The organism is Actinacidiphila acididurans (genome assembly GCF_016918855.1).
In the GTDB taxonomy this organism is placed as follows: domain Bacteria; phylum Actinomycetota; class Actinomycetes; order Streptomycetales; family Streptomycetaceae; genus Actinacidiphila; species Actinacidiphila acididurans.
Genome location: NZ_JADKYB010000002.1, coordinates 491,628 through 517,905, shown reverse-complemented (window position 1 = coordinate 517,905; position 26,278 = coordinate 491,628). Strand labels below are relative to the sequence as shown.

General features: G+C 72.8%; 23 protein-coding genes and 1 riboswitch. Of the genes, 11 read left to right on the top strand and 12 right to left on the bottom strand.

All coding sequences use genetic code 11. The features are described from left to right. Positions 1-72: 72 nt before the first annotated feature. The 5 genes from ITX44_RS05295 to ITX44_RS05275 all read right to left on the bottom strand — a co-directional run bounded on the left by ITX44_RS05295 (position 73) and on the right by ITX44_RS05275 (position 6,094). Entirely contained in the window at positions 73-870 is a 798-nt protein-coding gene (locus tag ITX44_RS05295; RefSeq protein WP_205355785.1) for an ABC transporter permease, read from the bottom strand. Continuing rightward, positions 870-1,760, bottom strand: coding sequence for an ABC transporter permease (locus ITX44_RS05290; protein ID WP_236060129.1), 891 nt, complete (start codon positions 1,758-1,760; stop codon positions 870-872). The genes ITX44_RS05295 and ITX44_RS05290 overlap by 1 nt, the downstream gene beginning before the upstream one ends. Positions 1,761-1,843: 83 nt before the next feature. Beyond that, positions 1,844-3,127 carry an ABC transporter ATP-binding protein gene (locus ITX44_RS05285; protein WP_205355783.1) on the bottom strand — a complete coding sequence of 428 codons (1,284 nt, stop codon included), beginning with the start codon at positions 3,125-3,127 and terminating at the stop codon, positions 1,844-1,846. Positions 3,128-3,186: 59 nt separating this feature from the next. After that, positions 3,187-4,416, bottom strand: a complete 1,230-nt coding sequence (locus tag ITX44_RS05280; protein ID WP_205355782.1) for a polyamine ABC transporter substrate-binding protein — start codon at positions 4,414-4,416, stop codon at positions 3,187-3,189. Positions 4,417-4,588: 172 nt separating this feature from the next. After that, positions 4,589-6,094, bottom strand: a complete 1,506-nt coding sequence (locus ITX44_RS05275) for a gamma-aminobutyraldehyde dehydrogenase (RefSeq protein ID WP_205355781.1) — start codon at positions 6,092-6,094, stop codon at positions 4,589-4,591. Positions 6,095-6,450: 356 nt separating this feature from the next. Between ITX44_RS05275 and ITX44_RS05270 the strand changes: the two genes are divergently transcribed. The 4 genes from ITX44_RS05270 to ITX44_RS05255 all read left to right on the top strand — a co-directional run bounded on the left by ITX44_RS05270 (position 6,451) and on the right by ITX44_RS05255 (position 9,599). Then, positions 6,451-7,728 (top strand): hypothetical protein, encoded by a 1,278-nt coding sequence (locus tag ITX44_RS05270; RefSeq protein ID WP_205355780.1) that lies wholly within the window; start codon positions 6,451-6,453, stop codon positions 7,726-7,728. 21 nt (positions 7,729-7,749) lie between these two features. After that, positions 7,750-8,115, top strand: a complete 366-nt coding sequence (locus ITX44_RS05265; RefSeq protein ID WP_205355779.1) for a hypothetical protein — start codon at positions 7,750-7,752, stop codon at positions 8,113-8,115. Continuing rightward, positions 8,105-8,803, top strand: coding sequence for a hypothetical protein (locus tag ITX44_RS05260; protein WP_205355778.1), 699 nt, complete (start codon positions 8,105-8,107; stop codon positions 8,801-8,803). The genes ITX44_RS05265 and ITX44_RS05260 overlap by 11 nt, the downstream gene beginning before the upstream one ends. Before the next feature lie 133 nt (positions 8,804-8,936). After that, on the top strand, positions 8,937-9,599 hold the full coding sequence (locus ITX44_RS05255) for a hypothetical protein (protein WP_205355777.1): 663 nt from the start codon (positions 8,937-8,939) through the stop codon (positions 9,597-9,599). A 36-nt stretch (positions 9,600-9,635) separates the two neighbouring features. Here ITX44_RS05255 and ITX44_RS05250 read toward each other — a convergent pair whose 3' ends face one another. Continuing rightward, positions 9,636-10,334, bottom strand: a complete 699-nt coding sequence (locus tag ITX44_RS05250; RefSeq protein ID WP_205355776.1) for a hypothetical protein — start codon at positions 10,332-10,334, stop codon at positions 9,636-9,638. 204 nt (positions 10,335-10,538) lie between these two features. On the opposite strand from ITX44_RS05250, the gene ITX44_RS05245 reads away from it, so the two are divergent. Together ITX44_RS05245 and ITX44_RS05240 are read left to right on the top strand one after the other, a co-directional pair. After that, positions 10,539-11,597 (top strand): adenosine deaminase, encoded by a 1,059-nt coding sequence (locus ITX44_RS05245; protein WP_205355775.1) that lies wholly within the window; start codon positions 10,539-10,541, stop codon positions 11,595-11,597. A gap of 94 nt (positions 11,598-11,691) precedes the next feature. Further along, positions 11,692-12,528 (top strand): glycerophosphodiester phosphodiesterase, encoded by an 837-nt coding sequence (locus ITX44_RS05240; RefSeq protein ID WP_307795101.1) that lies wholly within the window; start codon positions 11,692-11,694, stop codon positions 12,526-12,528. A gap of 28 nt (positions 12,529-12,556) precedes the next feature. Here ITX44_RS05240 and ITX44_RS05235 read toward each other — a convergent pair whose 3' ends face one another. Next, positions 12,557-13,993, bottom strand: a complete 1,437-nt coding sequence (locus ITX44_RS05235; RefSeq protein ID WP_205355774.1) for a gamma-aminobutyraldehyde dehydrogenase — start codon at positions 13,991-13,993, stop codon at positions 12,557-12,559. Positions 13,994-14,230: 237 nt separating this feature from the next. On the opposite strand from ITX44_RS05235, the gene ITX44_RS05230 reads away from it, so the two are divergent. The 5 genes from ITX44_RS05230 to ITX44_RS05210 all read left to right on the top strand — a co-directional run bounded on the left by ITX44_RS05230 (position 14,231) and on the right by ITX44_RS05210 (position 19,499). Next, positions 14,231-14,671 carry an Lrp/AsnC family transcriptional regulator gene (locus ITX44_RS05230; RefSeq protein ID WP_236060127.1) on the top strand — a complete coding sequence of 147 codons (441 nt, stop codon included), beginning with the start codon at positions 14,231-14,233 and terminating at the stop codon, positions 14,669-14,671. A 2-nt stretch (positions 14,672-14,673) separates the two neighbouring features. After that, on the top strand, positions 14,674-16,044 hold the full coding sequence (locus ITX44_RS05225) for an aspartate aminotransferase family protein (RefSeq protein WP_236060024.1): 1,371 nt from the start codon (positions 14,674-14,676) through the stop codon (positions 16,042-16,044). A gap of 351 nt (positions 16,045-16,395) precedes the next feature. Beyond that, the gene (locus ITX44_RS05220; protein ID WP_205355772.1) at positions 16,396-17,124 is read left to right on the top strand and encodes an ABC transporter ATP-binding protein; all 729 of its coding nucleotides are present in this window, start codon (positions 16,396-16,398) and stop codon (positions 17,122-17,124) included. Further along, on the top strand, positions 17,121-18,236 hold the full coding sequence (locus tag ITX44_RS05215) for a hypothetical protein (protein WP_205355771.1): 1,116 nt from the start codon (positions 17,121-17,123) through the stop codon (positions 18,234-18,236). Before ITX44_RS05220 ends, ITX44_RS05215 begins: the two co-directional genes overlap by 4 nt. Before the next feature lie 153 nt (positions 18,237-18,389). Further along, positions 18,390-19,499, top strand: a complete 1,110-nt coding sequence (locus tag ITX44_RS05210) for an LOG family protein (protein ID WP_205355901.1) — start codon at positions 18,390-18,392, stop codon at positions 19,497-19,499. A 333-nt stretch (positions 19,500-19,832) separates the two neighbouring features. Here the strand turns inward: ITX44_RS05210 and ITX44_RS05205 are convergent, their stop codons facing one another. The 5 genes from ITX44_RS05205 to ITX44_RS05185 all read right to left on the bottom strand — a co-directional run bounded on the left by ITX44_RS05205 (position 19,833) and on the right by ITX44_RS05185 (position 26,249). After that, positions 19,833-20,906: an ABC transporter ATP-binding protein gene (locus tag ITX44_RS05205; protein ID WP_205355900.1), complete on the bottom strand. Its 1,074-nt coding sequence runs from the start codon at positions 20,904-20,906 to the stop codon at positions 19,833-19,835. Positions 20,907-20,926: 20 nt separating this feature from the next. Further along, complete coding sequence (locus tag ITX44_RS05200) at positions 20,927-22,558, bottom strand: ABC transporter permease (RefSeq protein ID WP_205355899.1); 1,632 nt, start codon at positions 22,556-22,558, stop codon at positions 20,927-20,929. Positions 22,559-22,731: 173 nt separating this feature from the next. Next, positions 22,732-23,853: a thiamine ABC transporter substrate-binding protein gene (locus ITX44_RS05195; RefSeq protein WP_205355770.1), complete on the bottom strand. Its 1,122-nt coding sequence runs from the start codon at positions 23,851-23,853 to the stop codon at positions 22,732-22,734. Continuing rightward, a riboswitch (TPP riboswitch) is annotated at positions 23,845-23,988 on the bottom strand. (Overlaps the previous gene by 9 nt.) Before the next feature lie 85 nt (positions 23,989-24,073). Next, positions 24,074-25,180: a dual-specificity RNA methyltransferase RlmN gene (rlmN, locus tag ITX44_RS05190; protein WP_205355769.1), complete on the bottom strand. Its 1,107-nt coding sequence runs from the start codon at positions 25,178-25,180 to the stop codon at positions 24,074-24,076. 61 nt (positions 25,181-25,241) lie between these two features. Further along, positions 25,242-26,249, bottom strand: coding sequence for a phosphatidate cytidylyltransferase (locus ITX44_RS05185; RefSeq protein WP_307795100.1), 1,008 nt, complete (start codon positions 26,247-26,249; stop codon positions 25,242-25,244). Positions 26,250-26,278: the final 29 nt, after the last annotated feature.

Sequence of the window (26,278 nt, the reverse complement as noted above, 5' to 3'; positions counted from 1 at the left end):
CTTCCATGGTCCTGCGCGATGACGCGCCGGTCAGGCGCGCCCTGCTCAGGCCCCTCCGCCACGGCGCCCCGTTCAGGCCCGCGCCCTGCGGCGGCCCGCGACGAGCTGCCCGGCCAGCACCAGCACCACCGCGAGCAGGAACATCGCGGTGCCGATCACGTTGACCTGCACCGGTGTGCCGCGCTGCGCCGAGCCCCAGACGTACATCGGGAAGGTCACCGAGTTGCCGGCGTTGAAGCTGGTGATGATGTAGTCGTCGAAGGACAGCGCGAAGGACAGCAGGGCGCCGGCCGCGATGCCGGGGGCGGCCAGCGGCAGGGTGACCCGCAGGAAGGTCTGCGCCGGGGAGGCGTAGAGGTCCTGCGCGGCCTGTTCCAGGCGCGGGTCCATGCTCATCACCCGGGCCTTGACCGCCGTGACCACGAAGCTCAGGCAGAACATGATGTGCGCGATCAGGATGGTCCAGAAGCCGAACTGGATGCGCATGTTGAGGAACAGGGTGCCGAGCGAGGCGCCCATCACCACCTCGGGCATCGCCATCGGCAGGAAGATCAGCATGTTGGTGGCGGCCCGGCCGCGGAAGCGGTAGCGGGCCAGCGCGAAGGCGGTCATGGTGCCCAGCACGGTGGCGCCGATCGTCGCGTACACGGCGATCCGCAGGCTCAGGCCCAGCGAGCCGCACATCCCGGGGACCCCGCACGGATGCCGCCAGGCGTCGGTGGAGAAGTGGTTCCAGGTGTAGTTGTAGCGGCCCTTGGGCTTGTTGAAGGAGAAGGCCAGCACCACCAGGTTGGGCACGATCAGGTAGGCCAGGGTGAGCACCCCGGCGATCACCACGAGATTGCGGCGGATCCAGCGGACGGCACGCATCAGACCAGCTCCTCCGTTCCGGCCCGGCGGATGTAGACGGTGACGATCGCGAGGATCACGGCCATGAGGATGAACGACAGGGCGGCGGCGGTCGGGTAGTCCAGCACGCGCAGGAATTGCGACTGGATGACGCTGCCGACCATCTTCTGATTGGTGGAGCCGAGCAGTTCGGCGTTGATGTAGTCGCCGGAGGCGGGGATGAAGGTGAGCAGGGTGCCGGCCACCACTCCGGGCAGCGACAGCGGGAAGGTCACCTTGCGGAAGGTGGTGAACGGGGTGGCGTACAGGTCGCCGGCCGCCTCGTGCAGCCGCCCGTCCACCCGTTCCAGCGAGGTGTACAGCGGCAGCACCATGAACGGCAGGAAGTTGTACGTCAGGCCGCACACCACCGCCAGCGGCGTGGCCATCACCCGGTCGCCGGAGGTGACGCCGAGCCAGGAGGTCACGTCCAGCACATGGACGTGGTTGAGGAAGGACACCACCGGGCCCTGGTCGGCCAGGATGGTCTCCCAGGCCAGCGTGCGGATCAGGAAGCTGGTGAAGAAGGGCGCGATGACCAGCATCATCACCACGTTGCGCCAGCGGCCGGCCCGGAAGGCGATGGTGTACGCCAGCGGGTAGCCGATGGCCAGGCACAGCACGGTGGCGATGGCGGAGTAGGCCAGCGAGCGCACGAACTGCGGCCAGTACGCGTGCAGCGCGTCCCAGTAGGTGGCGAAGTGCCAGGTGACCTTGAAACCGGCCTCCAGGGAGCCGGTCTGCACCGAGGTGGACGCCTGGTACACCATCGGCGCCACGAAGAACACCAGCAGCCAGGCGACGCCCGCGAGCAGCAGCAGATACGGCACCAGGCGCCGGCGGCGGGCGGCGCGGGCGAGTTCGGGCGGCAGGGACGCGGAGGCGGCTGCGCCCGAGCCGTTCGGGGACCCGGGCGATCCGGGCGGCCGGTTGACCGATGCGGTGGCGGTGCCGCTCACGCTGCCTCCTCCTCGTCGGTGCCGGCGTCGATGTCCTGGGCCGCGTCGAGGCCGAAGGTGTGCTCGGGGTTCCAGTGCAGGACCACCTCGGCGCCGGGTACGAGCCGCTGGTCGCGGTCGACGTTGGGCACGAAGACCTCCAGGGCGGCGCCGACCGGGCTGTCCACCACGAACTGGGTGGAGACCCCGATGAAGCTGGAGTCGGCGATCCGGCCCGTCACGCGGTTGCGGCCGGCGGGTATGCGCTGCTCGTCGTCCCGGTGCGCCAGGGTGATCTTCTCCGGGCGGACCCCGGCGAGCACCTTTCCCCCGACCGCGGCCGGGACCGCGCACCGGGCGGCGGGCAGGGTGAGCGGGCCGCCGGCCGTGGTCAGGTGCAGCACGCCGCCGGCGACCGAGGCGACCTCGGCCTCGATCAGGTTGGAGGTGCCCAGGAAGTTGGCGACGAAGGTGGAGGCCGGGTTCTCGTACAGGTCGGCGGGCGCGCCCATCTGCTCCACCCGGCCGGCGTTCATCACCGCGACGGTGTCGGCCATGGTCATGGCCTCCTCCTGGTCGTGGGTGACGTGGATGAAGGTGATGCCGACCTCGGTCTGGATCCGCTTGAGCTCCAGTTGCATCTGGCGGCGCAGCTTCAGGTCCAGCGCGCCCAGCGGCTCGTCGAGCAGCAGCACCTCGGGCTGGTTGATCAGCGCCCGGGCGACCGCGACCCGCTGCTGCTGGCCGCCGGAGAGCTGGTGCGGCTTGCGGCGGGCCAGCGGGCCGAGCTGCACCAGGTCGAGCATCTCGCCGACCTGCTTCTTCACCGACTTGATGCCGCGTCGGCGGAGCCCGAAGGCGACGTTCTCGAAGATGTCCAGGTGCGGGAAGAGCGCGTAGTTCTGGAAGACGGTGTTGACCGGGCGCTTGTACGCGGGCAGCGCGGTGACGTCCTTGCCGCCCAGGCGTACCGAGCCGGAGGTGGGCGGTTCCAGGCCGGCGATCATCCGCAGTGTGGTGGTCTTGCCGCAGCCGGAGGCGCCGAGCAGGGCGAAGAAGGAGCCCTTGGGCACCGCGAGGTCCAGCGGGTGGACGGCGGTGAAGGAGCCGTAGCGCTTGCCGAGGCCGCCGAGCAGGACGGCGTCGGGGGGCGCGTCGGGAGTGGGCGCGGCCGCGGAGTCGGTGCCGGGGGCCGGGGCGGTTCCGGAGGCGGCGGCGGGGACGGTCTCGGGTGTGGCGCCGGGCGCGGATCCGGGGGCCGGGTCGGGGGTGGATCCGGGGGTGGTGCGGGGAGTCGTCATGGGGGTGTCCTCGTGGGGATGCTCTCGGGAGTACGCGGGGGGTACGGGGACGGCGGCCGTCAGGCGCCGATGAGTTTGGAGAACCTCTCCTCGTACCGCGAGTCCTCGGTCTCGCTCAGCGAGCGGAAGGCGTGCCCCTTGGCGTCCATGGCGGCGTCCGGGACGATCAGCGGATTGGTCGCCAGCGACTTGTCGATCCTGGCGAGATACGGCTCCACGCCGGCCACCGGGCACACATAGTTGATGTACGCCGACAACTGCGCCGCGACCGGCGGTTCGTAGTAGTAGTCGATGAGCCGCTCGGCGTTGGTCTTGTGCCGCGCCTTGTTGGGGACCATCAGGTTGTCGGAGGAGAACATGAACCCGGCGTCGGGGAAGACGTACTCGATGTCCGGGTTGTCCAGCCGGAGCTGCACCAGGTCGCCGGCCCAGGCCAGGCACGCGCCGATGTCGCCCTTGCTCAGGCCGTCGGTGTACTCGTTGCCGGTGAACTTGCGGATCTGGCCCTTGTCGACCGCCTTCTGCACCCGGCCGACGGCTTCGCCGAAGGTGGTGTCGTCCACGTCCTCCGGCTGCTTTCCCATGTCGAGCAGGGTCATCCCGACGGTGTCGCGCATCTCGGAGAGCATGGCGACCTTGCCCTTCAGGGAGGGGTCGTCCAGCAGTTGGGACACCGAGTCGACCGTCCGCCCCTTGGTGACCTTCTTGTTGTAGGCGATGCAGGTCGCGATGCCCTGCCAGGGATAGGAGTAGGCGCGGCCCGGGTCCCAGTCCGGGGTGCGGAAGCGCTGGGCGAGGTTGGCGAAGGCGTGCGGGAGGTTCGCCGGGTTGAGCTCCTGCACCCAGCCGAGCCGGATCATCCGGGCGGCCAGCCAGTCGGTGAGCACCATCAGGTCGCGCCCGGTGTCCTGCCCGGCGGCGAGCTGCGGCTTGATCTTGCCGAAGAACTCGACGTTGTCGTTGATGTCCTCGGTGTAGACAATCTTGATGCCGGTGCGCTTGGTGAACGCGTCCAGCGTCGGCCGGTGCTTGCCGTCGTCGGTGACGTCGATGTACTCGGGCCAGTTGGAGAAGTCGATCACCTTCTCCTGCGCCGAGTGGTCGGTCGAGGCGATGGCGCCCTGCTTGCCGGCCGCGGGTATGCCGCAGGCGGTCAGGCCCGCCGTGGCGATCGCGCCCAGCCCCGCGGCACGCAGCAGACTTCGCCGGGTCAGCGCGCCCCGGCCGCTGGTCATGCTGCGGACCATGGCCGCGCGCTGCGGCGGTGACAGGGTCTCGTACGGGTCCATCGGTTGCTGCCCTTCCGGGTGTCCGGCCGGGGGCCGGGGTGGGCGGTCGGCGGGTTGGCGGTCGCGGGGCGGTGGTGCGGGGGCCGGTGGTACGGGGACGGTGGTGCGGGTGCGGTGGTACGGGGGACGGTCCGGCCTGCGGCGTACGGGCGGGCGGGCGCGGCCGTAGGGGTCAGCGGCCGGCGAAGACCGTGCGGTGCCAGCTCTTGCGGGCCACCGCGGTGTTGTCGGACATCACGTGCTTCACCTGGGTGTACTCCTCGAAGGAGTACACGGACATGTCCTTGCCGTAGCCGGAGGACTTCCAGCCGCCGTGCGGCATCTCGCTGACGATGGGGATGTGGTCGTTGATCCAGACGCATCCGGCGGCGATCTCCCGGCTCGCCCGGCCCGCGCGGTAGACGTCCCGGGTCCAGGCGGACGCGGCCAGCCCGTAACCGGAGTCATTGGCCGACGCGAGCCCCTCGTCGTCGGAGTCGAACGGCAGCGCCACCAGCACCGGCCCGAAGATCTCCCGCTGGACCACCTCGCTGTCCTGCGCGGCCCCGGTGATCAGGGTCGGCCGGTAGTACGCCGCGGCCGCCGGTGTGCCGTCCGGCACCGCTCCCCCGGTGACGACGGTGGCGTACCCGCGGGCCCGCTCGACGAATGCCGCGACCCGGTCGCGGTGCGCGGTGGTGATCAGCGGCCCGAGGTCGGTGTCCGGATCGCGCGGGTCACCGATGCGCACGGTCGCCATCAGGTCGGCGACGCCCGCGACGAAGGCGTCGTACAGCGGGCGCTGCACGTACGCGCGGGTGGCGGCGGTGCAGTCCTGGCCGCCGTTGACGAGCGCGCCGGCCACCGCGCCGTGCACGGCGGCCTCGAGGTCGGCGTCGTCGAACACCACGAAGGGCGCCTTGCCACCGAGTTCGAGGTGGACCCGCTTGACCGTGCGGGCGGCGAGTTCGGCGACCCGCCGGCCGACCGCGGTGGAGCCGGTGAAGGAGGTCATGGTGACGTCCGGGTGCGTCACCAGGTGCTCGCCGGCCGCCGGTCCCGTGCCGCTGACGATGTTCACCACGCCCGGCGGCAGGCCCGCGTCCGTCGCCGCCCGGGCGAACATCAGGCTGGTCAGCGGGGTGAGTTCGGACGGCTTGAGGACGATCGTGTTGCCCGCGGCCACGGCCGGCAGGATCTTCCAGGCCGCCATCTGCAGCGGGTAGTTCCAGGGCGCGATCGAGCCGACCACGCCGACCGGTTCGCGCCGCACGTACGAGGTGTGGTCGGGGCTGTACTCGGCCGCCGCCCTGCCCTCGAGCATGCGGGCGGCGCCGGCGAAGAAGGCCGTGTTGTCGACCGTGCCGGGCACGTCGAACCCGGTGCTCAGCCGGATCGGCTTGCCGCACTGCGCGGTCTCGGCCGCGGCGAACTCCCCCGCTCGGTCGCGCAACAGGTCCGCGAGGGCGCGCAGCACCTCGCCGCGCTCCCCCGGGCTCGTCCCGGCCCACCCCGGCAGCGCCGCCCGGGCCGCCGCCACCGCGTCGTCCACGTCCTGCGGGCCCGCGGCCGCATATGTCCACAGGGTCCGGCCGGTCGCCGGGTCCACCACGGAACACGCGTCCCCGCCGGTCCCGGCACGCCGTTCGCCCGCCACGAACTGGGCGCCGCCGGCGAACTCCTCCGCCACGTCCGTCACGTGGTGCCTCCCGTGGCCAAACCCTGGATTGGTGGCCGATCCTGGCAGAGGCAGTCGCCTCCAACAAGGGATTCCGTTGTTGCCTTTTGGTTACGCGACGAAATCTGTGCCCCATGCGGTCCTGAGGCCACGTCCGTACGCACCCTCCCGCGCGGTCGAGGCGCGGTCACGGCCCGGTCACGTCGGTGATCGCCGGCCGTCACAGCGGGGACGTCCGGCGAAGAAAGGCACAGAAACCGGCCAAGGGTGTGGTTGCGTCAATCCAACGAATGGCAGGGTGACTTGTGCACGGCGGGAATGCTGAGCGGGGGATCCGCTCCGGGCGCCGCCGACCGGACGGACAAGGAAGAAGAGGTATGACGGACAAGCTGAAGGTGCCGCCAAAAGGAGATTTCGACAGTTATGCCGGACTGATGGACAAGCAGTCGGGACATTTCAAGGAACTGGACAACTGGGTCAGCGCCCACTGCCACGACGCCTCGGACCTCAACGGTCTGCTGGTGCTGCCCATCCAGGAACTCGCCCCGAAAATAGCCGACGCCTTCAGCGGCAAGCTGTCCCAGTGCTCGGCGGGCATGACGGGCGTCGCGGGCAAGGCCCGCGAAACCGGCACCGATTACTCCACGCACGAACACATCACCGCCCAGAGCTTCGCCGGCATCTACGGCAAGCCCCTCCCCGGCTTCCCCGACATCGGCGTCGTCCCGGGCATGGAGCACCTCGGCGATTTCACCGACGAGGACCCGGGCCTGAAGGCGGGGGACCTGGACGAGGCCGGGGACGTCACGGCGAAGAACATCGAGCACCAGCTCACCGCCCTCGGCGTCGGCAACAACCCCGGCTCGAAGGAGTTCTGGAAGGACCAGGGCCTGAAGGGCTCCGGCAACCTGAGCGGCCACATCCTGAGCATGGCCGACGGCATCTTCAAGCACTTCACGGGCCAGAGCCTGGTGGAGCTGATCTTCCAGCCGATCACCGGCAACTACGGGCGGCTGAAGTACCTCCAGGAGGCGTACGACCAGCTCGGCGACGGCATATACACGGTCTCCGGCACCTGCCGGAAGGGCTCGGTCCGGCTCGGCGGCGAGTGGACCGGCGACGCGGCGACCGCCTTCGACTCCCTGCTGTTCCGCTGGACGATGGGCTCGGGCGGCATCGGGGACGCGGCGAAGGTCGTGGCCAACGTGTTCCGCGACGGCTACTACGCGGTCACCGCCCTGGTCCAGGCGGCCCTTCAGGCCATCACCCGGCTCATCAACGACGAACTTAAGCAGCTCGTCGAGACGGCGGAGGGCGACGCGGCCATCGAGGCGGTCGGCGGCGGCCCCGAGGACCCGGTGGCGGACATCGTCGCGGGCCTGTGGACGCTGTACAAGATCTACCGGATCATCAAGGGCGTGATCTCCGCGATCAAGGCGATCCACGCGATCTACGACAAGATCAAGGCGGCCGTCTCGAAGATCGTCTCGGACGTGCAGGCGGCGATCAAGGCGTTCTCGCAGCCCTGGGACGTGTCCGGTGAGATCAACAGCCTGGTGGACCAGGAGCGGCAGAAGGGCTTCGCGTTCGAGAAGACAGGCGGCTGGGATCCCACGCTGGGGGCCGCCCGCATTGCTATTCTGCCGACGCCGTGACAGCGGGGAGGACGATCAACCGTGAGCTTTGACTACCCCGGCGGCCCGGACGGCCCGCCGGCCGACGACGACCTGCCCGGGCCGAGCCCGAAGTTCCTGGCCGGCATGGCGCTGGCGCAGACACCCGAGCAGCAGGCCATCGCGCGGGAGATCTACCGGCGTCTGGAGGAGGGCGCCGAGGTCGACGACATCAAGCCGCTGATCGAGGAACAGATGCGGGTGGTCGTCGCCCAGCGCAACGGCCGCCCGGTGCCCGCGCCCCGGTCGGCGGAGCAGGCCGGTCCCACGGGTGTCGTGGGCGGCCCGGCCCGGCGGCACGACGCCTGGGGCGACGGCCCCGGCAGCGGCCTGGGCGCACGGCCGGAGGAGGACCGCCGTGGCCGGTGAAGAGGCCGCGGAACTCCAGGCGCTCGGTTCGTTCAGCGCGCTGATCGGGCTGCACCGGGACCGCACCACGCTGGACATCCATCCGGCGGACGGCGTCCCGGCGGTGGCCCGGCTCACCAAGGTCGGGCCGCTGCGCAAGCGCGCGGCCTACGAGCTGTTCACCGGGCCGGGGTTGAAGACGCCCGCCGGGCAGCTCTCGGCGAGCGGCATCCTGGACTCGGCCGGAACACCGGTGGGCATCGTCAACCTCAGCAACGGCAAGGTCCCCGACGCGGACATCCATCCGCTCAGCGGCGGGCTGCGCGACTACGTGGTGGACAACCCCAGCCACTGGCGGGTGGTCCAGCCCGGGCTGCCCGCGCTGACCGGCCGGGCCATGGACGGGCCGACGAAGCTGTTCCACAACGCGGTGACGGACGCGACCGACAAGATCGGCATCGACATCTGGGCCCCCGACTACTTCGTGACGCTGACCTTCAAGTTCAGCGCCCCGGGCTGCGAGGGCTTCACTGTCGTCCTGACGTCCCGCAAGTCACGCCTCGACGTCACCGTCCACGACCCCCGCGTCGACCGCCGCCTGATCCTGGCCTGCCTGGCCGCCCTCACCCTGCGCGTCATGCGCCACCCCCGCCGGGACATCCTCGACGGCCTCCCCTTGTGGCGCCCGGGCCGCAACCGCAAGTCCTGACCCCACCGGTGCGGCCGGCCGGGTACGTCCCGGCCGCCCGCACCACCGGGCCGGCGTCCCGTACGGCACCTGCGCGTGCCCGGTACGCGGCAGTGGCCACCGGCACCTCCCGGAAACCGGATAGGAGAAGCCCATGCCCGGTGCGGACGCCGAACTCCGCGCGCTCACCTCGTTCGGTGCGGCGGTCGGCCTGCACCGCAACCGGACCGTCCTGGAGGTCCGCCCGTCGCCGAACGCCCCGGCAATGGCCCGGCTCAGCAAGGTGGGACCGCTGCGCAAGCGCGCGGCCTATGAGCTGTTCGCCGGCCCGGGCCTGACGGCGGTCGTCGGCACGCTGTCGGAGTCCGGGGGCCTGGACGGCACCGGCACGCCGTTCGGGATCGTCAACCTCACCGGGGGCAAGGTCGCCGACGCCGACGTCCACCCCCTGCACGGCGGGCTGCGGACCACCACCGTGGCCGACCCCACCCGCTGGCGGGTGGTGCAGCCCGGGCTGCCGCCGCTCACCGGCCACGCCGTGGACCGGGTGGCGAAGCTCAACTTCAACCGGGTGTCCGGGGCGATGGACCGGATCGGCTTCGGATTCCGGCTCGACTACGCGGGGCTGATGACCTTTCGGTTCGCCGCGCCGGACTGCGCGGGCTTCAACGTCGCCGTGGTCTCCCGCGCCGCCCGCCTCGACGTCACCGTCCACGACCCGCGGGTCGACAACCGGCTGGTCCTGGCCTGCCTGGCGGCCCTCACGCTCAAGGTGCTGCAGACCGCGCGCGGGGAAGCGGTTGACCTGCTCTCCTGACCACCAAGCCGAGGGTTCCGCAGGGCGCCGTACCCCCTACGGCACGTCCAATTGCCACACCGCACGGTGGTACGTACGGTCCGGGGAGACGTCGACCTCGAGCGTTTCCTCGGCGGGGACCAGGACGGTGAAGCGGGCGGAGCTGGCCGTGCCGGGGGCGAGGGTGCCGGTGAGGCGGTCGTAGGCGGGGCCGGCGTCGTCGCCCTCGGTGAAGGCGGAGACGTTGCCCTGGGCGAGGCTGACGCGGTGCGAACTGCCGTTGGTGACGGTCACGGTGAACTCCACGGGCGCGCCGGTGTCCGCGCTGTGCGCGCCGGTGGCGGCCACGCGGGCGTCGCCGACGGTGACGCGTACGCCGTCCGGGTAGTCGGCGGTGCGGCCGCCGGGCAGCGGAGTGCTGTACGTACCGTGGTCCGGCTCGCGCGGCAGGGCGGACCCGTGCCCGTGGGGGACGAGCAGCGCGCCCGCGATCACCGCCCCGGCGGCCAACGCGATCGCGGCCGCGACCAGCCCGGCCACGGCGAGCGGCCGCAGCCGGCGCGGGCGGGCCACGGCGGGCAGCGGTACGTACGCCTGCGGCAGCGGCAGGGGCTGCGTGAGGCCGGGTGCGAGCGGCGGCGGGGGCACCTCCCCGGGGCCCTGCCCAGAGCCATGCTCCGGGCCCCGCTCGGGGCGGTGCGGCGGGGGCGGGGACTGCGCGGCGGCACCCCGCGGGGGCGCCGGCGTGTCGGACATGGATCTGGTCCTTCCGCGTCGTGCTGTCCGGTGTACTGCGGCCCCGGTGTCGGCCGGCGACGGGCGTCTGCCCCCGGCGTCTACGATGATTCCGCCCGCGCCCGCCCCGCCGGAAGTCCCGGCGCGGGGTGCGGACGAAACCGCGGGCGCGCACGGGACCGTACGCGCCCCGCGCCCGCAGCGGAAGGACTGGAAGGACCGCGCATGCCCGACACCGCCGCCCCCGGCAGGGAACCCGCAGCGACCGGCGGGCTCGACGACTTCATCGCGGGCCTGCCCAAGGCCGAACTGCACGTGCACCACGTGGGTTCGGCCTCGCCGCGGATCGTGGCCGAACTCGCCGCCCGCCACCCGGACTCCAAGGTGCCGGCCGACCCGGCGGCGCTCGCGGCCTACTTCACCTTCCGGGACTTCGCGCACTTCATCGAGCTGTACCTGTCGGTGGTGGACCTGATCCGCGACGCCGAGGACGTACGGCTGCTCACCTACGAGGTGGCCCGCGACCTGGCCCGGCAGAACGTCAGGTACGCCGAGCTGACCGTGACCCCGTACAGCTCGACCCGGCGCGGCATCCCCGCCGAGGCCTTCATGGAGGCGATAGAGGACGCCCGCAAGGCGGCCGAGGCCGAGCTCGGGGTCACGCTGCGGTGGTGCTTCGACATCCCGGGCGAGGCGGGGCTGGAGGCGGCCGAGGAGACCACCCGGCTGGCGCTGGACCTGCGGCCGGAGGGACTGGTGTCCTTCGGCCTCGGCGGGCCGGAGATCGGCGTGCCGCGGCCGCAGTTCAAGCCGTACTTCGACCGGGCGCGCGCCGCGGGCCTGCACAGCGTGCCGCACGCGGGCGAGACCACCGGGCCGCAAACCATATGGGACGCCCTGACCGCACTGGGCGCCGAGCGGATCGGGCACGGCACCAGCGCGGCGCAGGACCCGGCGCTGCTGGCCCACCTCGCCGAGCACCGGATCCCGCTGGAGGTGTGCCCCACCTCCAACATCGCCACCCGGGCGGTGGCCTCGCTGGAGGAGCACCCGATCCGGCGGATGGTGGACGCCGGGGTGCTGGTCACCGTCAACAGCGACGACCCGCCGATGTTCGGCACCGACCTGAACACGGAGTACGCGGTCGCCGCCCGCCTGCTGGGGCTGGACCCGGCCGGGGTGGCCGCGCTGGCCCGCACCGCGGTCGAGGCGTCCTTCCTGGACGCGGCCGGCAAGGCGCGGCTGGGCGCGGAGATCGACGCGTACACCGCGGCCCGGGGCTGAACCGGGGCGCACAAAGGGCCCGGCCGCACGCCTCAGCCGGCCGCACGCCGCACACCAAGGGCCGTGAGCCAGAAGCCGCAACCAGGAAGCCGATGTGAATCCGACCGAGGAGCCGACCGGGATGGCGCTCGCCGTCGCCCACCGGGGCGACCCGTACCACGTCCGCGAGAACACTCTGCCCTCGGTGCGGTCGGCGCTGCGCAAGGGCGCGGACGCGGTGGAGGTGGACGTGCGGCTGACCCGCGACGGGGTGCCGGTGCTGCTGCACGACCCGACGCTGGAACGGCTGTGGGGGCTGCCGGTGCCGGTGGGTTCGCTCACCGCCCGGGAGGTGGAGGAGCTGACCGGCGGCGGGGTGCCGTCGTTCGCCGAGGCGCTGGAGACGCTGCGCGAGCACCCGGGCCCGCGGATGCTGCTGGACCTGACCGAGGAGGACCAGGCGGCGCCCACGGTTGCGGCCGTGCGGGAGGCGGGGCTCGGCGAGCGCGTGTACTACTGCGGCGAGTTGCCGGCGCTCACGACCGTACGCGAACTCGACCCGGCCGCCGAGATCGCGCTGACCTGGAAGACCTCCCGGCGTCCTGCGGCCGGGCTGCTCGACGCCTTGGCGCCGCGCTGGCTGAACCTGCGCTTCGGGCTGGTCGACCGGGCCACCGTGGCCTTCGCCCGGGAGCGCGGCCTGCTGGTCGCGGCGTGGACCGCGGACTGGCAGCGCTCGATGGGGAAGCTGCTGGCGCTGGGCGCGGACGCGGTGACCACCAACCGCCTGGAGACGTTCCAGCGAGTACGGGCCAGGAAGGCGGGGCGCCCGCACCAGACGACCCCGGGGCAGGCGGCCGCGGCGCCGTCCGGCACCGGTACGGCGGGTTCGACGGGCACGGCGCCGGACGGCGCGGCGCAGGGGGCGCCCCCGGTCGCGGGCACCCCCTGACAGCTTCCGGCGGCCGGCCGGCCCGGGCTCACCCGTCCAGCGACGTCATCACGTGCTTGATCCGGGTGTAGTCCTCCAGCCCGTACGCGGAGAGGTCCTTGCCGTAGCCGGACTCCTTGAAGCCGCCGTGCGGCATCTCGGCGACCAGCGGGATGTGCGTGTTGATCCACACGCAGCCGAAGTCCAGCCGCTTCGACATCCGCATGGCGCGGGCGTGGTCCTTGGTCCACACCGAGGACGCGAGCCCGTACTCGACGCCGTTGGCCCACTCCACGGCCTGGTCCTCGTCGGTGAACGTCTGCACGGTGATGACCGGGCCGAACACCTCGCGCTGGATGATCTCGTCGTCCTGGAGCAGCCCGGAGACGACCGTGGGCGCGTAGAAGAAGCCCGCCTCGCCGATGCGGTGGCCGCCGGTCTCGACCTTGGCGTGCGCCGGCAGCCGCTCGATGAAGCCGGTGACCTGGGCGAGCTGGTTGGCGTTGTTGAGCGGGCCGTACAGCACGTCCTCGTCGTCGGGCAGGCCGGTGCGGGTGGCGGCGGCGGCCTTGGTCAGGGCGGCGGTGAACTCCTCGCGGATCGACTCGTGCACCAGGACGCGGGTGGCGGCGGTGCAGTCCTGGCCGGCGTTGAAGAACCCGGCGACCGTGATGTCCTCCACCGCCTTGGGGATGTCGACGTCGCCGAAGACCACGACCGGCGCCTTGCCGCCGAGTTCCAGGTGCACCCGCTTGACGTCCTTGGCGGCGGCCCCGGCTACCTCCTTGCCGGCCCGGACCGAGCCGGTGATCGACGCCATGGCGGGCACCGGGTGCTCGACCATCATGCGGCCGGTGTCGCGGTCGCCGCAGATCACGTTGAACACGCCCTTGGGCAGCACCGCGCCGATGATCTCGGCGAGCAGCACAGTGGAGGCGGGGGTGGTGTCGGAGGGCTTGAGCACCACGGTGTTGCCGGCCGCGAGCGCGGGGGCGAACTTCCAGACGGCCATCATCATCGGGTAGTTCCAGGGCGCGACCTGGGCGCACACCCCGACCGGCTCGCGCCGGACGAAGGAGGTCATGCCCTCCATGTACTCGCCCGCCGAGCGGCCCTCCAGCAGCCGGGCGGCGCCGGCGAAGAAGCGGATCTGGTCGACCATCGGCGGGATCTCCTCGCTCGCGGTCAGCCCGATCGGCTTGCCGGTGTTCTCGCTCTCCACGGCGACGAGTTCGTCCGCCCGCGCCTCCACCGCGTCGGCGATCCTCAGCAGCGCCTTCTGCCGCTCGGAGGGCGTGGTGTCGCGCCAGGCGGGGAACGCGGCCTCGGCCGCCGCCATGGCGGCGTCCACATCGGCCTGCCCGGACAGCGGCGCCTGGGCGTACGCCTGCCCGGTGACCGGATTGACCACCTCGGTGGTGCGCCCGTCGGCGGCGTCGCGGAATTCGCCGTCGATGTAATTGCGCAGAGTACGGAGTTCGGTCACGGCGCTTACTCCCTGGTCCTACGAGTCGGGTCCTGCGAGTCGGTGTCCACGTACTGAGACACTGCTCAGCTTAACCCCAGGACTGCCGTATTCGACATACCCGACCCGCGCGGACAACCGATTCGGTGTCGACAGCGGCCGGAAGCGACGAATTTCATCGTCCAGGGCTTGCGGGACAAACGACCTGTCCTGCACAGTGGGGTCGTGGCCACACGTGACAACACCGCGCCCGGCGCCATGGACGCGGTGTCCAAAGCGATCATCGAACAGCTCCAGGAGGACGGGCGCCGCCCCTATGCCGCGATCGGCAAGGCGGTGGGCCTGTCCGAGGCCGCCGTGCGGCAGCGGGTGCAGAAGCTGCTCGACCAGGGCGTCATGCAGATCGTCGCCGTCACCGACCCGCTCACCGTCGGATTCCGGCGTCAGGCGATGGTCGGCATCAGCGTCGAGGGCGACATCGACCCGGTGGCCGAGGCACTGGCCGCGCTGGACGAGGTGGAGTACGTGGTCATCACCGCGGGCTCCTTCGACCTGCTGGTGGAGATCGTCTGCGAGGACGACGACCACCTGCTGGAGCTGATCAACAAGCGGATCCGCGCGCTGCCGGGCGTGCGGTCCACCGAAAGCTTCGTCTACCTCAAGCTCCGCAAGCAGACCTACACCTGGGGAACCAGATAGCCATGGACCGTAACAGCGCAGATCTGTCGAGGACTGCGTACGACCACCTGTGGATGCACTTCACCCGCATGTCGTCGTACGAGAACGCCCCGGTGCCCACCATTGTGCGCGGCGAGGGCTCGTACATCTACGACGACCGCGGGAAGCGGTACGTGGACGGGCTGTCCGGCCTGTTCGTGGTCAACGCCGGGCACGGGCGGCACGAGTTGGCCGAGACCGCCTACAAGCAGGCCCAGGAGCTGGCCTTCTTCCCGGTGTGGAGCTACGCGCACCCCAAGGCGGTGGAGCTGGCGGAGCGGCTGGCGCACTATGCGCCGGGCGACCTGAACAAGGTGTTCTTCACCACCGGCGGCGGCGAGGCGGTCGAGACCGCCTGGAAGCTCGCCAAGCAGTACCACAAGCTGACCGGGAACCCGGGCAAGTACAAGGTGATCTCCCGGGCGGTGGCCTACCACGGCACACCGCAGGGCGCGCTGTCCATCACCGGCCTGCCCGCGCTCAAGGCGCCGTTCGAGCCGCTGGTGCCCGGCGCGCACAAGGTGCCCAACACCAACATCTACCGGGCGCCGCTGCACGGCGACGACCCGGTGGCGTTCGGCCGCTGGGCCGCCGACCAGATCGAGCAGCAGATCCTCTTCGAGGGTCCCGAGACGGTGGCCGCGGTCTTCCTGGAGCCGGTGCAGAACGCCGGCGGCTGCTTCCCGCCGCCGCCCGGCTACTTCCAGCGGGTGCGCGAGATCTGCGACCAGTACGGGGTGCTGCTCGTCTCGGACGAGGTGATCTGCGCCTTCGGCCGGCTGGGCACCATGTTCGCCTGCGACAAGTTCGACTACGTGCCCGACATGATCACCTGCGCCAAGGGCATGACCTCCGGCTACTCCCCGATAGGCGCCTGCATCGTCTCCGACCGGCTCGCCGAGCCCTTCTACCGCGGCGACAACGTCTTCCTGCACGGCTACACCTTCGGCGGCCACCCGGTGTCGGCCGCGGTGGGCCTGGCCAACCTCGACATCTTCGAGCGCGAGGGCCTGAACCAGCACGTGCTGGACACCGAGGGCGCGTTCTTCGACACCTTGCGGCGGCTTCATGACCTGCCGATCGTCGGCGACGTGCGCGGCAACGGCTTCTTCTACGGGATCGAGCTGGTCAAGGACAAGGCGACCAAGGAGACGTTCACCGAGGAGGAGACCGAACGGATCCTGTACGGCTTCCTGTCCAAGGAGTTGTTCGAGCGCGGCCTGTACTGCCGGGCCGACGACCGCGGCGACCCGGTCGTCCAGCTCGCCCCGCCGCTGACCTCCGGTCAGGACCTGTTCGACGAGATCGAGGGCATCCTGCGCTCGGTGCTGACGGAGGCCTGGACCAAGCTGTGACCGCGTGAGCCGCCCCTTGAGTCGACCCCTGGGCCGCCGCCTGAGCCGCCGCCTGAGCCGTGCGGTCCCGGACCTCGGCCCCGCCCCCGGTCCCGGTTCCCGGTGCCGGCGGGGCCGCTCCCCCGCCGATACGCGTCCGGCCCGCGGCGGTGGTACGCCGCCGTCGCCCGTCCGGCGGCGCACCACCGAGCCCTCCTCCGTACGGAGGAGACCGCGGCCGGGGCCGACGCGCCTGCGGGGCGGCGGCGCGGCACGCCCCCTACGGTGCCCGGGAGTGACCCGCCCACTGCCCGGCTCGTTTGACGGTGTGTCAGCCCGCCCGGGGAGAACGACTCGCGGAGGTACGACGGCATGGAGGCCCCGCCCGACAACGACGTGCTCTGGGCCCGCGCCCTGCGCCACTCCCATCAGGGCTCGCCGGCCCTGCTCGGCGTTTCGGTCAACGTGCGCGCAGGGGAGATCCTCGCGGTGCTCGGCCCGCGCGGCGCGGGCAAGTCCACGCTGCTGCGGTGCCTGTCCGGCCGGATCGTCGCCGACGACGGCGAGGTGTGGTTCAACAGCGCGCCGCTGCACACCCTGCCGGAAGCCGCCCGGGACCAGGTACGGCGCGAGCGGTTCGGCTGGGTCGGCGGCGACGCGCAACTCGTGCCGGAGCTGACGGCGTGGGAGAACGCGGCGCTGCCCCTGCTGTTGCGCGGCGAGAGCCACCGGGCGGCGCGGACCGCCGCCCAGGAATGGCTGGACCGGCTGGACATCGGGGCGGAGGCCGGCAAGCGCCCGGGCGACCTGCTCCAGGCCCAGCGGCAGCGCGTCGCGGTCGCCAGGGCGCTGGCCGGCCGGCCCGACGTGGTGTTCGCCGACGAGCCGACCGCCCCGCTGCACCGCGCCGATCAGGCACTGGTGCTGCGCACCCTGGCCAGCGCGGCCCGCTCGCACGGCATCACCGTGGTGCTGGCCACCGGCGACCCGGAGGTCACCGCGCACGCCGACCGGGTCATGGGACTGATCGACGGCCGGCCGGGCGCGCCCATGCCCGCCCAGGCCGGCGGCCCCGCGAGTTCCTGGCCGGCCTCGGTATGACACTCGGACTGCGGGTTCTGCGCGGTGCGGCCGGCGCGGTGCTGGCCCGATGGGTGCTGGTGGCCGTCGCCTCGGCCGGCACCGGCCTGCTGCTGCTGTCCTGCCTGGGCTGGGCGCTGGCCCATCCGCAGCGCGGCTCCTGGGACGCGGCGGTCCGGCTCGGCTGGTGCGCGGTGCCGGTCGTGGTGACCGCACAGCTGGCCGCGGCCGTCGGCCGGGCGCAGTCCGCCGCCTGGCCGCGCCCGGGGCTGGCCGCGGTGGGCCTGGGCCGCACCGCGACCGTGCTGCTCGGCGCGGTGAACTCCGCGGTGGCGTGTGCGCTCGGGTCGGTACTGGCGCTGCTGGTCTTCCTCCAGCTCCGCGGCGACGTGCTGGGCCCGGCCTTCCACGGCGCCGGTTCCGGGCTGCTGGCGGCCGGCACATCGCTGCCGCTGGCCGGGGCGGCCACCCTGCTCGCCCTGGTGCCGGTGGCGGCCGCGGCCACCGGAGCGGCGGGGCTGCGGCCCTTCCCGGTCCGCGCGTCCGGCACCGCCGGTCACCTGCCGTGGGGCGTGGCGCTGACCGCGGTGGGCCTGGCCGTCGAGGTCACCGCGCCCAAGGGCCACGAGGTGCCGCTGCCCAGCGGGTTCGGGACCATCGCGCCGCTGGCGGCACTCGGCTGGGCCGTCACCACCGCCGGGCTGATGCTCGCCGGGCCGGGCCTGGTGCACGGCTGCGGCCGGGCCCTGGCCCTCCACCGGCCCGGCGCGGGCCGGCTGCTGGCCGGGCGGGCCCTGCAGACCGAGGCGCCGCGCATCGGCCGCCCGCTGGGCCTGCTGGCCGCCACCGCCTCGGCCTGCCTGGCCGTCTACGACACCCACCGCCCGGTCGGCCCGGTCACCACCTTCGCCGCCTGCCTGATCGCGGTGTGCGTCCTCGCGGTGGCCGCCCTGGCGTTCGCCGAGACCGCCCGCGACCGGGCGGGCACCGCCCTGGCCGTACGCGCCCTCGGCGGCCCGGCACCCCTGCTGTGGGCCGCCCTGGCCCTGCGCGCCGCCGCCCTGCTGACCGTCTTCGCCCCCCTGACCGCGCTCGTCGCCTACCTGGCCACGATCCCCACGCCGCACCGCTGACGGGTGGCCGGAAGGCCGCTCGGGCACCAGACGCGGGCGGCGGGCCGTAGCGGCCTGCACGGCGCACCCGGGACCGGTGGGGCTCGCGGGTCGGCACTCGCCCGGTCAGCCACTAGGGTGCTGGGCGTGGTCGAACAGGATGCGTCGCGGGACATGCCGCGCCCCCGGCAGGGCCGGGTACGGGAGATCGAGAGCCTGGCGGAGTTCGAGGAGGTCGCGCTCGGCGGTTCCTTCGCCGGATGCAGGGTGCAGGGGCTGGACCTGACCGAGCACACCTTCACCCTGCTGGTGGCCGACACCAGGGAGGCGGTCTTCCTCGGCTGCCTGATGGAGCCCCAGGCGCTGGCCCATGTACGGGCCAACGGCGCGCTGGTGTTCCCGCCGGTCCCGGGGCTGCCCTTCGACCCGTACCGGGGCCGGCTCTACGCCCCGGAGGAGCTGTACGCACGCCTGGCCGTCGACGGCTACGCGGCGACCCCGGACGCGCTGACGTACCGGTGGTTCCAGGAGACGTCGGGCGACGGCGACGTGCTGTCCTCGATGCTGCGGTCCATCCACGACGACGCGGTCTCCGACGCGCTGGACGAACTCCTGGCCGGCAAGGGCGTGGTGGGCGTGATGGGCGGCCACGCGCTGGCCCGCGGCGACGCCGCGTACGACGGCGCCGCGCGGCTGGGCCGGGACCTGACGCGGGCGGGCCTCACGGTGGCCACCGGCGGCGGACCCGGCGCCATGGAAGCGGCGAACCTGGGCGCCTATGCGGCGCCTTTCGACGACGCGATGCTGGGCGAGGCGCTGACGACGCTGGCCGCCGCCCCGGACTTCCGCCCCTCGGTGGGCGCCTGGGCGTCGGCGGCCCTGACGGTGCGCGAGCGCTGGCCGGACGGCGGGCCCTCGGTGGGCCTGCCGACCTGGTTCTACGGCCACGAGCCACCCAACGCCTTCGCCGCGCACATCGCCAAGTTCTTCGCCAACGCCACCCGCGAGGACGGCCTGCTCTCCCGCTGCACCGCAGGCGTGGTCTTCCTGCCCGGCGCGGCCGGCACAGTCCAGGAGGTCTTCGACGCGGCCACCCCGAACTACTACGAGTCCCGCGGCGAACCCGTACCCCTGATCCTCGTCGACCACGCCCACTGGACCACCCACCTCCCGGTGTGGCCCCTGCTCGAGGCACTCTCCGCCGACCGCCCGATGTCCCGCCGCATCGCCCTGGTGGACTCCGTCACCGAGGTCCCGGCGATGCTGGCGAAACTGAGCGCCTGACGCGGAGCCTCGCAGGCGGCGGTTCGGGGGCGCGGCGTTACGGGTGCGGGCTGCGCTCCACCGGTGCGGGGAGCGTCCGGTCGACCGTGCGCCGGGCAGCCGGCCGTCACCATGGCGCCGGATCACCGCCCCGCCGTCGGCGCCTCCATGGCGTCGGGCTCCGCGCTCCCGGCAGGCTCGCCGGGCAGCACCACCACGTCCTCGGCCGCCAAGGCCGCCGCCGGATGGGCACCACGGTGAGCCGACGAGCGCGCGCATCCGGGCCGGGCAGCCCTCGGCCGACTGGCCGCTCGCGCCGTACGCGGGCATCTAGGCCACCGCCATGGCGCCGGATCACCGACCCGCCGTCGGCGCCTCCATGGCGTCGGGCTCCGCGCTCCCGGCAGGCTCGCCGGGCAGCACCACCACGTCCTCGGCGGCGAAAGCCACCGTCACACGGGCGCCTTCGGCCGGGGCGTCGCGCAGGGCGCATTCCGCTTCCAGGGCGGGGCCGCGGTCGGGGTGCAGGAGCAGGGCGACACGGCCGCCGCGGAAGGTGCGGCCGGTGACTTCGCAGGGCAGGCCGTCGCCGGGCGGGCGGAGGAGGACGCCGGCCGGGCGGACCAGGATGTGGCAGGGGCCTTCCGGGGTGCCGTCGGGCACAGGGAGGCTGCCCCAGGCGGTGACGGCGTGGCCCGCGGCGACCGTGGCCTCGGTGATGTTGTCGAAGCCCAGGAATCGGGCGACGAACTCCGAGGCGGGCCGCTGCCACACGTCGAGCGGCGGTCCGGACTGGGCGATGCGGCCCTCGCGCATCACCACCACCCGGTCGGCGAGCGCGAACGCCTCGGCCTGGTCGTGGGTGACGGCGAGCACCGTGGTGCCCAACTGCCCGAAGAGCCGCCGCAGTTCCACCACCAGGCGGTCGCGCAGCGAGCGGTCGAGCTGGCCCAGCGGCTCGTCCAGCATGACCAGGCGTGGCTCGGGGGCGAGGGCGCGGGCCAGCGCCACCCGCTGCTGCTCGCCGCCGGACAGCTCGGCCACCGCGCGCCGCTGGGCGCCGGGCAGGCCGACCAGGTCCAGCAGCGCGGCGACCGCGGGTTCGCGCCGGTCGCGCGGCACCTTGTGCATGCGCAGCCCGAAGGCCACGTTCCCGCCCACGTCCCGCTGCGGGAAGAGCTGGTGGTCCTGGAACATCAGCCCGACCCCGCGCCGGTGTGCGGGCACGCCCGCCTGGTCGGCGCCGTCAAGGAGCACCCGGCCGGCGTCGAGCGGCTGGAGGCCGGCCACGGCGCGCAGCAGCGTCGACTTGCCGCTGCCGCTCGGCCCGAGCACGCACACGATCTCGTGCGCGGCGACCGTCAGGTCCACCGCGTCCAGGGCGGTCCGGGCCCCGAACCGTACGGCCGCGCCCTCCAGGCGCAGCAGCTCGGTCCCGGTCACGGCCGTCACAGTTCCCCCGTGAGGTCGGCGCCGCGGTGCGTACCGCGGCGCAGCGCCGGGGCCTCCAGGACCAGCAGGCTGGCGGCGCACACCAGCATGAGGATGGTGCTCAGGGCCATCGCCTGGCCGTAGTTGACGCCGCCGGCCCGGCCGAGCAGGCGGGCGACGGCGACCGGCAGCGTGGGGCTGTCCGGGCGGGCGATGAACACGGTCGCGCCGAACTCGCCGAGCGAGACGGCGAAGGCGAAGCCGGCGGCGATGCCGAGGGCCCGGCCGACGAAGGGCAGGTCCACCTCCCGCCACACCCGCGCCGGGGAGGCGCCGAGCACCGCGGCGGCCTCCCGCAGCCGGTGGTCGACGGCCCGCAGCACCGGCAGCATGACGCGGACCACGAACGGCACGCCCACCAGCGCCTGGGCGAGCGGCACCAGCAGCCAGGAGTCGCGCAGGTCCAGCGGCGGCTTGTCCAGGGTGATCAGGAAGCCGAAGCCGACGGTGACCGCCGAGGTGCCCAGCGGCAGCATGAGCAGCGCGTCGAAGCCGCGCATCAGGCGCCCGGCCCGGCGTACCAGCGCGGCCGCCGCCAGGCCGCCGATGGCCAGCGCGATCACGGTGGCGACGGCGGCGTAGCGCAGGGAGTTCCAGATCGTCTCCAGCGGGGGCACCAGGAAGGTGCCGCTGCTGTCCTGGGCGCCGAGGGCGCGGTAGTAGCCGAAGCCGTAGCCGCCGGGCGCGTCCAGCGAGCGGGCGGCCAGCACGCCCAGCGGCAGCAGGATCAGCAGCGCGATCACCGCCAGGACCGCGGCGAGCAGCGCCCTCTCGCCGCCGCGCGGCCGGTGCGCGGTGGTGGCCCCGTCCACCAGCCGCAGGGATGCCTCCCCGCGCCGCACGGTCCAGCCGTGCACGGCCAGGATCGCGCCCACCGCGGCGAGCTGCACCAGGGTCAGCACGGCGGCGGTGGGCAGGTCGAGGAGTTCGGCGGTCTGCCGGTAGATCTCCACTTCCAGGGTGGAGTAGGTGGGGCCGCCGAGGATCTGCACGACGCCGAAGGAGGTGAAGGTGAACAGGAACACCATCAGGGCGGCGGCGGCCACGGACGGGCCGAGCGCGGGCAGCGTCACCCGCCGCCAGGCCTCGAGCCGGCCCGCGCCCAGCATCCGGGCAGCCTCCTCCTGGCGCGGGTCGAGCTGCGCCCACAGCCCGCCGACGGTCCGTACCACCACCGCGTAGTTGAAGAAGACGTGCGCTGCCAGGATCGCCCACACGCTGGTGCCCAGGCGCAGCCCGAACAGGTCGTCGGTGAGGCCGTTCTGGCCGAGCAGGGCGAGGAAGGCCGATCCGGCGACGACGGTGGGCAGGACGAACGGGACGGTGACCACCGCCCGCAGCAGCCGCTTGCCGGGGAAGTCCAGCCGGGCGAAGACGTACGCGCCGGGCAGTGCGACGGCGAGGGTGAGCGCGGTGGAGGCGGCGGCCTGCCAGCAGGTGAACCACAGCACGTGCCGGATGCCGGGGTCGCCGAGGACGTCCCCGATCCGGCCGAGGTGCCAGTGGCCGCCCTCGCGCAGTCCGCGGCCGACGATCGCGGCGACCGGGTAGGCGAAGAAGGCGGCGAAGAAGGCCACCGGGAGCGCCATCAGGGCGAGCCGGAGCGCGGCGGCGCGGGCGGTCCCGGACGGCCGTCGGACGGGCACCTGCGCCCGTACGGACCCGCCTGCGGCCTCCGCCGTGGCTCCGGTCGTGGGGTCCGGCCCCGAGCCGGCCGGGAGGTGCGGCTCGGAGCCGGCGCGCAGATGCGGGCCGGAGCCGGTCACAGGACCGTCGAGGTCCACGTCTTCACCCAGTCGTCCCGGTGGGCGGCGATGGTGGCGGGCGGGAGCGTGGCCGGGTGGTCGACCTTGGCGCCGTACTTGGTGAAGACCGGCGGCTCGGGGGTGTTGCGGCGGACCGGGTCGACGTACATCTGGAGCGGCATGTCCTGCTGGAAGGTCTTGCTGATCATGAAGTCGATCAGCGCCTTGGCGCCGGCCGGGTTCTTCGCGCCGTGCAGCAGTCCGGCGAACTCGATCTGGCGGAAGCAGGTGCCGGTGGACACGCCGACCGGGGACTGCGCGGGCTGGGGGGTGACGCCGACGACCTCGGCGGGCGGGCTGGAGGCGTAGGAGACGACCAGGGGCCGGTCGCCCTTGGCCTGCTTGCCGGCGGCGGAGCCGGAGAAGCGCTCGTTGTACGCCTGCTCCCAGCTGTCCACCACCTGCACGCCGTTGTCCTTGAGCTTCTTCCAGTAGTCCGGCCAGCCCTGGTCGCCAAAGGTGTCGACGCTGCCGAGCATGAAGGCCAGGCCCGGGGAGGAGGTGGCGACGTTCTCGGTGACCAGCAGGTTCTTGTACTGCGGCTTGGTCAGGTCGGCGAAGGTCTGCGGCGGGGCGAGCTTGTGGGCGGTGAAGTACGCGCGGTCGTAGTTGACGCACACGTCGCCGGAGTCGATCGGGGTGACCCGGTGCGCGGCGGCGTCGAGCTGCACGTCGGCGGGTATCTGGTCCAGGCCCTTCGCGGTGTACGGGTCGAACAGGCCGTTGTCCAGGGCGCGGGAGAGCAGTGTGTTGTCCACGCCGAAGAAGGCGTCGCCGCGGGGGTGGTCCTTGGTGAGGATCGCCTGGTTGACGGCCGCTCCGGCGTCACCGCCGCGCAGCACCTTGACGGTGTAGCCGCTCTCCTTGGTGAACTCCGCGAGCACCTGCTTGGACGCGGCGAAGGAGTCGTGGCTGACCAGGGTGACGGTCTTGCTGCCGGAGCCGCCGTTGGTGCCGCCGGTGCCGCCCGCCGCGGACGAACCGCCACCGCCCCCGCAGGCCGCGAGAGTGGTGGCGGCTATGGTGCCCAGGACCAGCGCGCCGAGGGCGCGCCCATGGATACGTCGCTTGTTCTTCATCTGCTGACTCCCTACGCCGGTATGACCCGGATCAGGTCCGAGGGTCTGCGGCCTGGCCGGTTTCCCGCCGCCATTACGGCGGGGGCGGTCGGCCGCACTCTCAGCGCCGTCTCAGGCGCTCCCCTGTCGGATGTTCACTTGTCGTGCGTTGCGATGTGCACCGCCGTTGACGTGGCGCTGGGCCCGTACGAGGTGCCTGTGCACCCTAGCAGCAGGCGGATCAGCGCTCGCTGGCGGCGAGCTGACCGCAGGCGCCGTCGATCTCCTGGCCGCGGGTGTCGCGTACGGTGACGGGCACGCCGTGGGACTCCAGCGCGGCCACGAACGCCCGCTCGTCCTCGGGACGGGAGGCCGTCCACTTCGAGCCGGGCGTCGGGTTGAGCGGGATCAGGTTGACGTGCGCCCGGCGGTTGCGCAGCAGCCGGCCCAGCCGATCGGCGCGCCACGCCTGGTCGTTGATGTCACGGATGAGCGCGTACTCGATGGAGACGCGGCGGCCGGAGACGTCGGCGTAGTGCCAGGCCGCGTCGAGGACCTCGCGGACCTTCCAGCGGGTGTTGACCGGCACCAGGGTGTCGCGCAGTTCGTCGTCGGGCGCGTGCAGGGACACCGCGAGGCGGCACTTGAAGCCCTCGTCGGCGAACCGGTGGATGGCGGGCACCAGGCCGACGGTGGAGACGGTGATGCCGCGCTGCGACAGGCCGAGGCCGTCCGGCTCGGGGTCGGTGAGCCGGCGGATGGCGCCGATCACCCGCTTGTAGTTGGCCAGCGGCTCGCCCATGCCCATGAAGACGATGTTGGACAGCCGTGATGCCGCTCCGGGCATCTCGCCGTCCCGCAGGGCGCGCATGCCGGCGACGATCTGGTGCACGATCTCGGCGGTGGACAGGTTGCGGTCCAGGCCGGCCTGCCCGGTGGCGCAGAACGGGCAGTTCATGCCGCAGCCGGCCTGTGAGGAGATGCACATGGTGACCCGGTCCGGGTACCGCATGAGCACGGACTCCACCAGGGTCCCGTCGAACAGCCGCCACAGTGTCTTGCGGGTGTCACCGTCGTCGCACGCCTGGTGCCGCACCACCGTCATCAGCTCCGGCAGCAGCTCCTCGGCCAGCTTCCCGCGCGCACCGGCCGGTATGTCCGTCCAGGCGGCCGGATCGTCGGCGTACCGGGCGAAGTAGTGCTGCGACAACTGCCTGGCCCGGAACGGCTTCTCGCCCAGCGCCGCCACTGCCTCCTTCCGCTCCACGGGCGTGAGGTCGGCAAGGTGCCGCGGCGGCGTCTTGGCCCCGCGGGGCACGGCAAAGGTGAGCTCTCCGGGTACAGGCATAGTGCGTTCCAGTGTCGCAGATCCGCGAGGAGTCCTTGGCGCCGCGGACGGGGCGCGGGGCTCAGCCCTGACCGACGAAGACGACCAGGAGGAGCCAGACGACCGGGGCGGTGGGGAGGAGGGAGTCGAGGCGGTCCATGATGCCGCCGTGGCCCGGGAGGAGGGTGCCCATGTCCTTGATGCCCAGGTCGCGCTTGATCATGGACTCGCCGAGGTCGCCCAGGGTGGCGCTGGTGGCGGCCGCCAGGCCCAGCAGCAGGCCTTGCCACCAGTGGCCGCCGTCGATGACGTACTGCATGAGCAGGGCGCCGGCCAGCATGGCGAAGGCGATCGCGCCGAGCAGGCCCTCGCGGGTCTTGCCGGGGCTGATCCGGGGGGCGAGGCGGTGCCGGCCGAACCGCCAGCCGATGGCGTAGGCGCCGGTGTCGCTGACGATGGTGAGCAGCAGGAAGGTCAGCACCCGGCGCGGACCGTCCTCGGCGGCGAGCATCATCGACACGAAGGTGGCCAGGAAGGGCACGTAGAAGGCCGCGAAGATGCCCGCGGTGACGTCCCGCAGGTAGTTGTCCGGCGGCTGCGTCATCCGCCAGACGAGGACGGCCAGCGCGGTCAGGGCCATGGCCACCCAGGCCCCGTCGGCGCCGCGCAGGTAGCCGGCGATCACCATGGCGATGCCGCCCGCGGCCAGCGGGATCAGCGGGGCGTGGATGTCCTTGCGTTCGGCCAGCCGTGAGGTGAGCTCCCACAGGCCCACGGTGACCGCGACCACGACGACCCCGACGAAGACCGCCTTGACGATGAACAACGAGGCCACGATGACCACGCCGAGCCCGACACCGACCCCTATCGCGGCCCGCAGGTTACGGCCCGCGGACTTCTTGGCGGGCGGGGCGGGCTGGGCGGCCGGACCCGGCTGCGGCGCGGGCGGGGGCCCGGGCTCGGAGGGCGGCGGCGGGGCGGCGGGCGGCGATGGCATGACAGGAGTGTTCCGCGTAACGGCACCTTCCATGGCGGAACCCGCCGTGGCATGGCCGGCGCGTGGCGAAGCGCCCCAGGAAGAGTCGTTCACGGAGCTTCGCCTCGCGTCGGTGTCGGTGG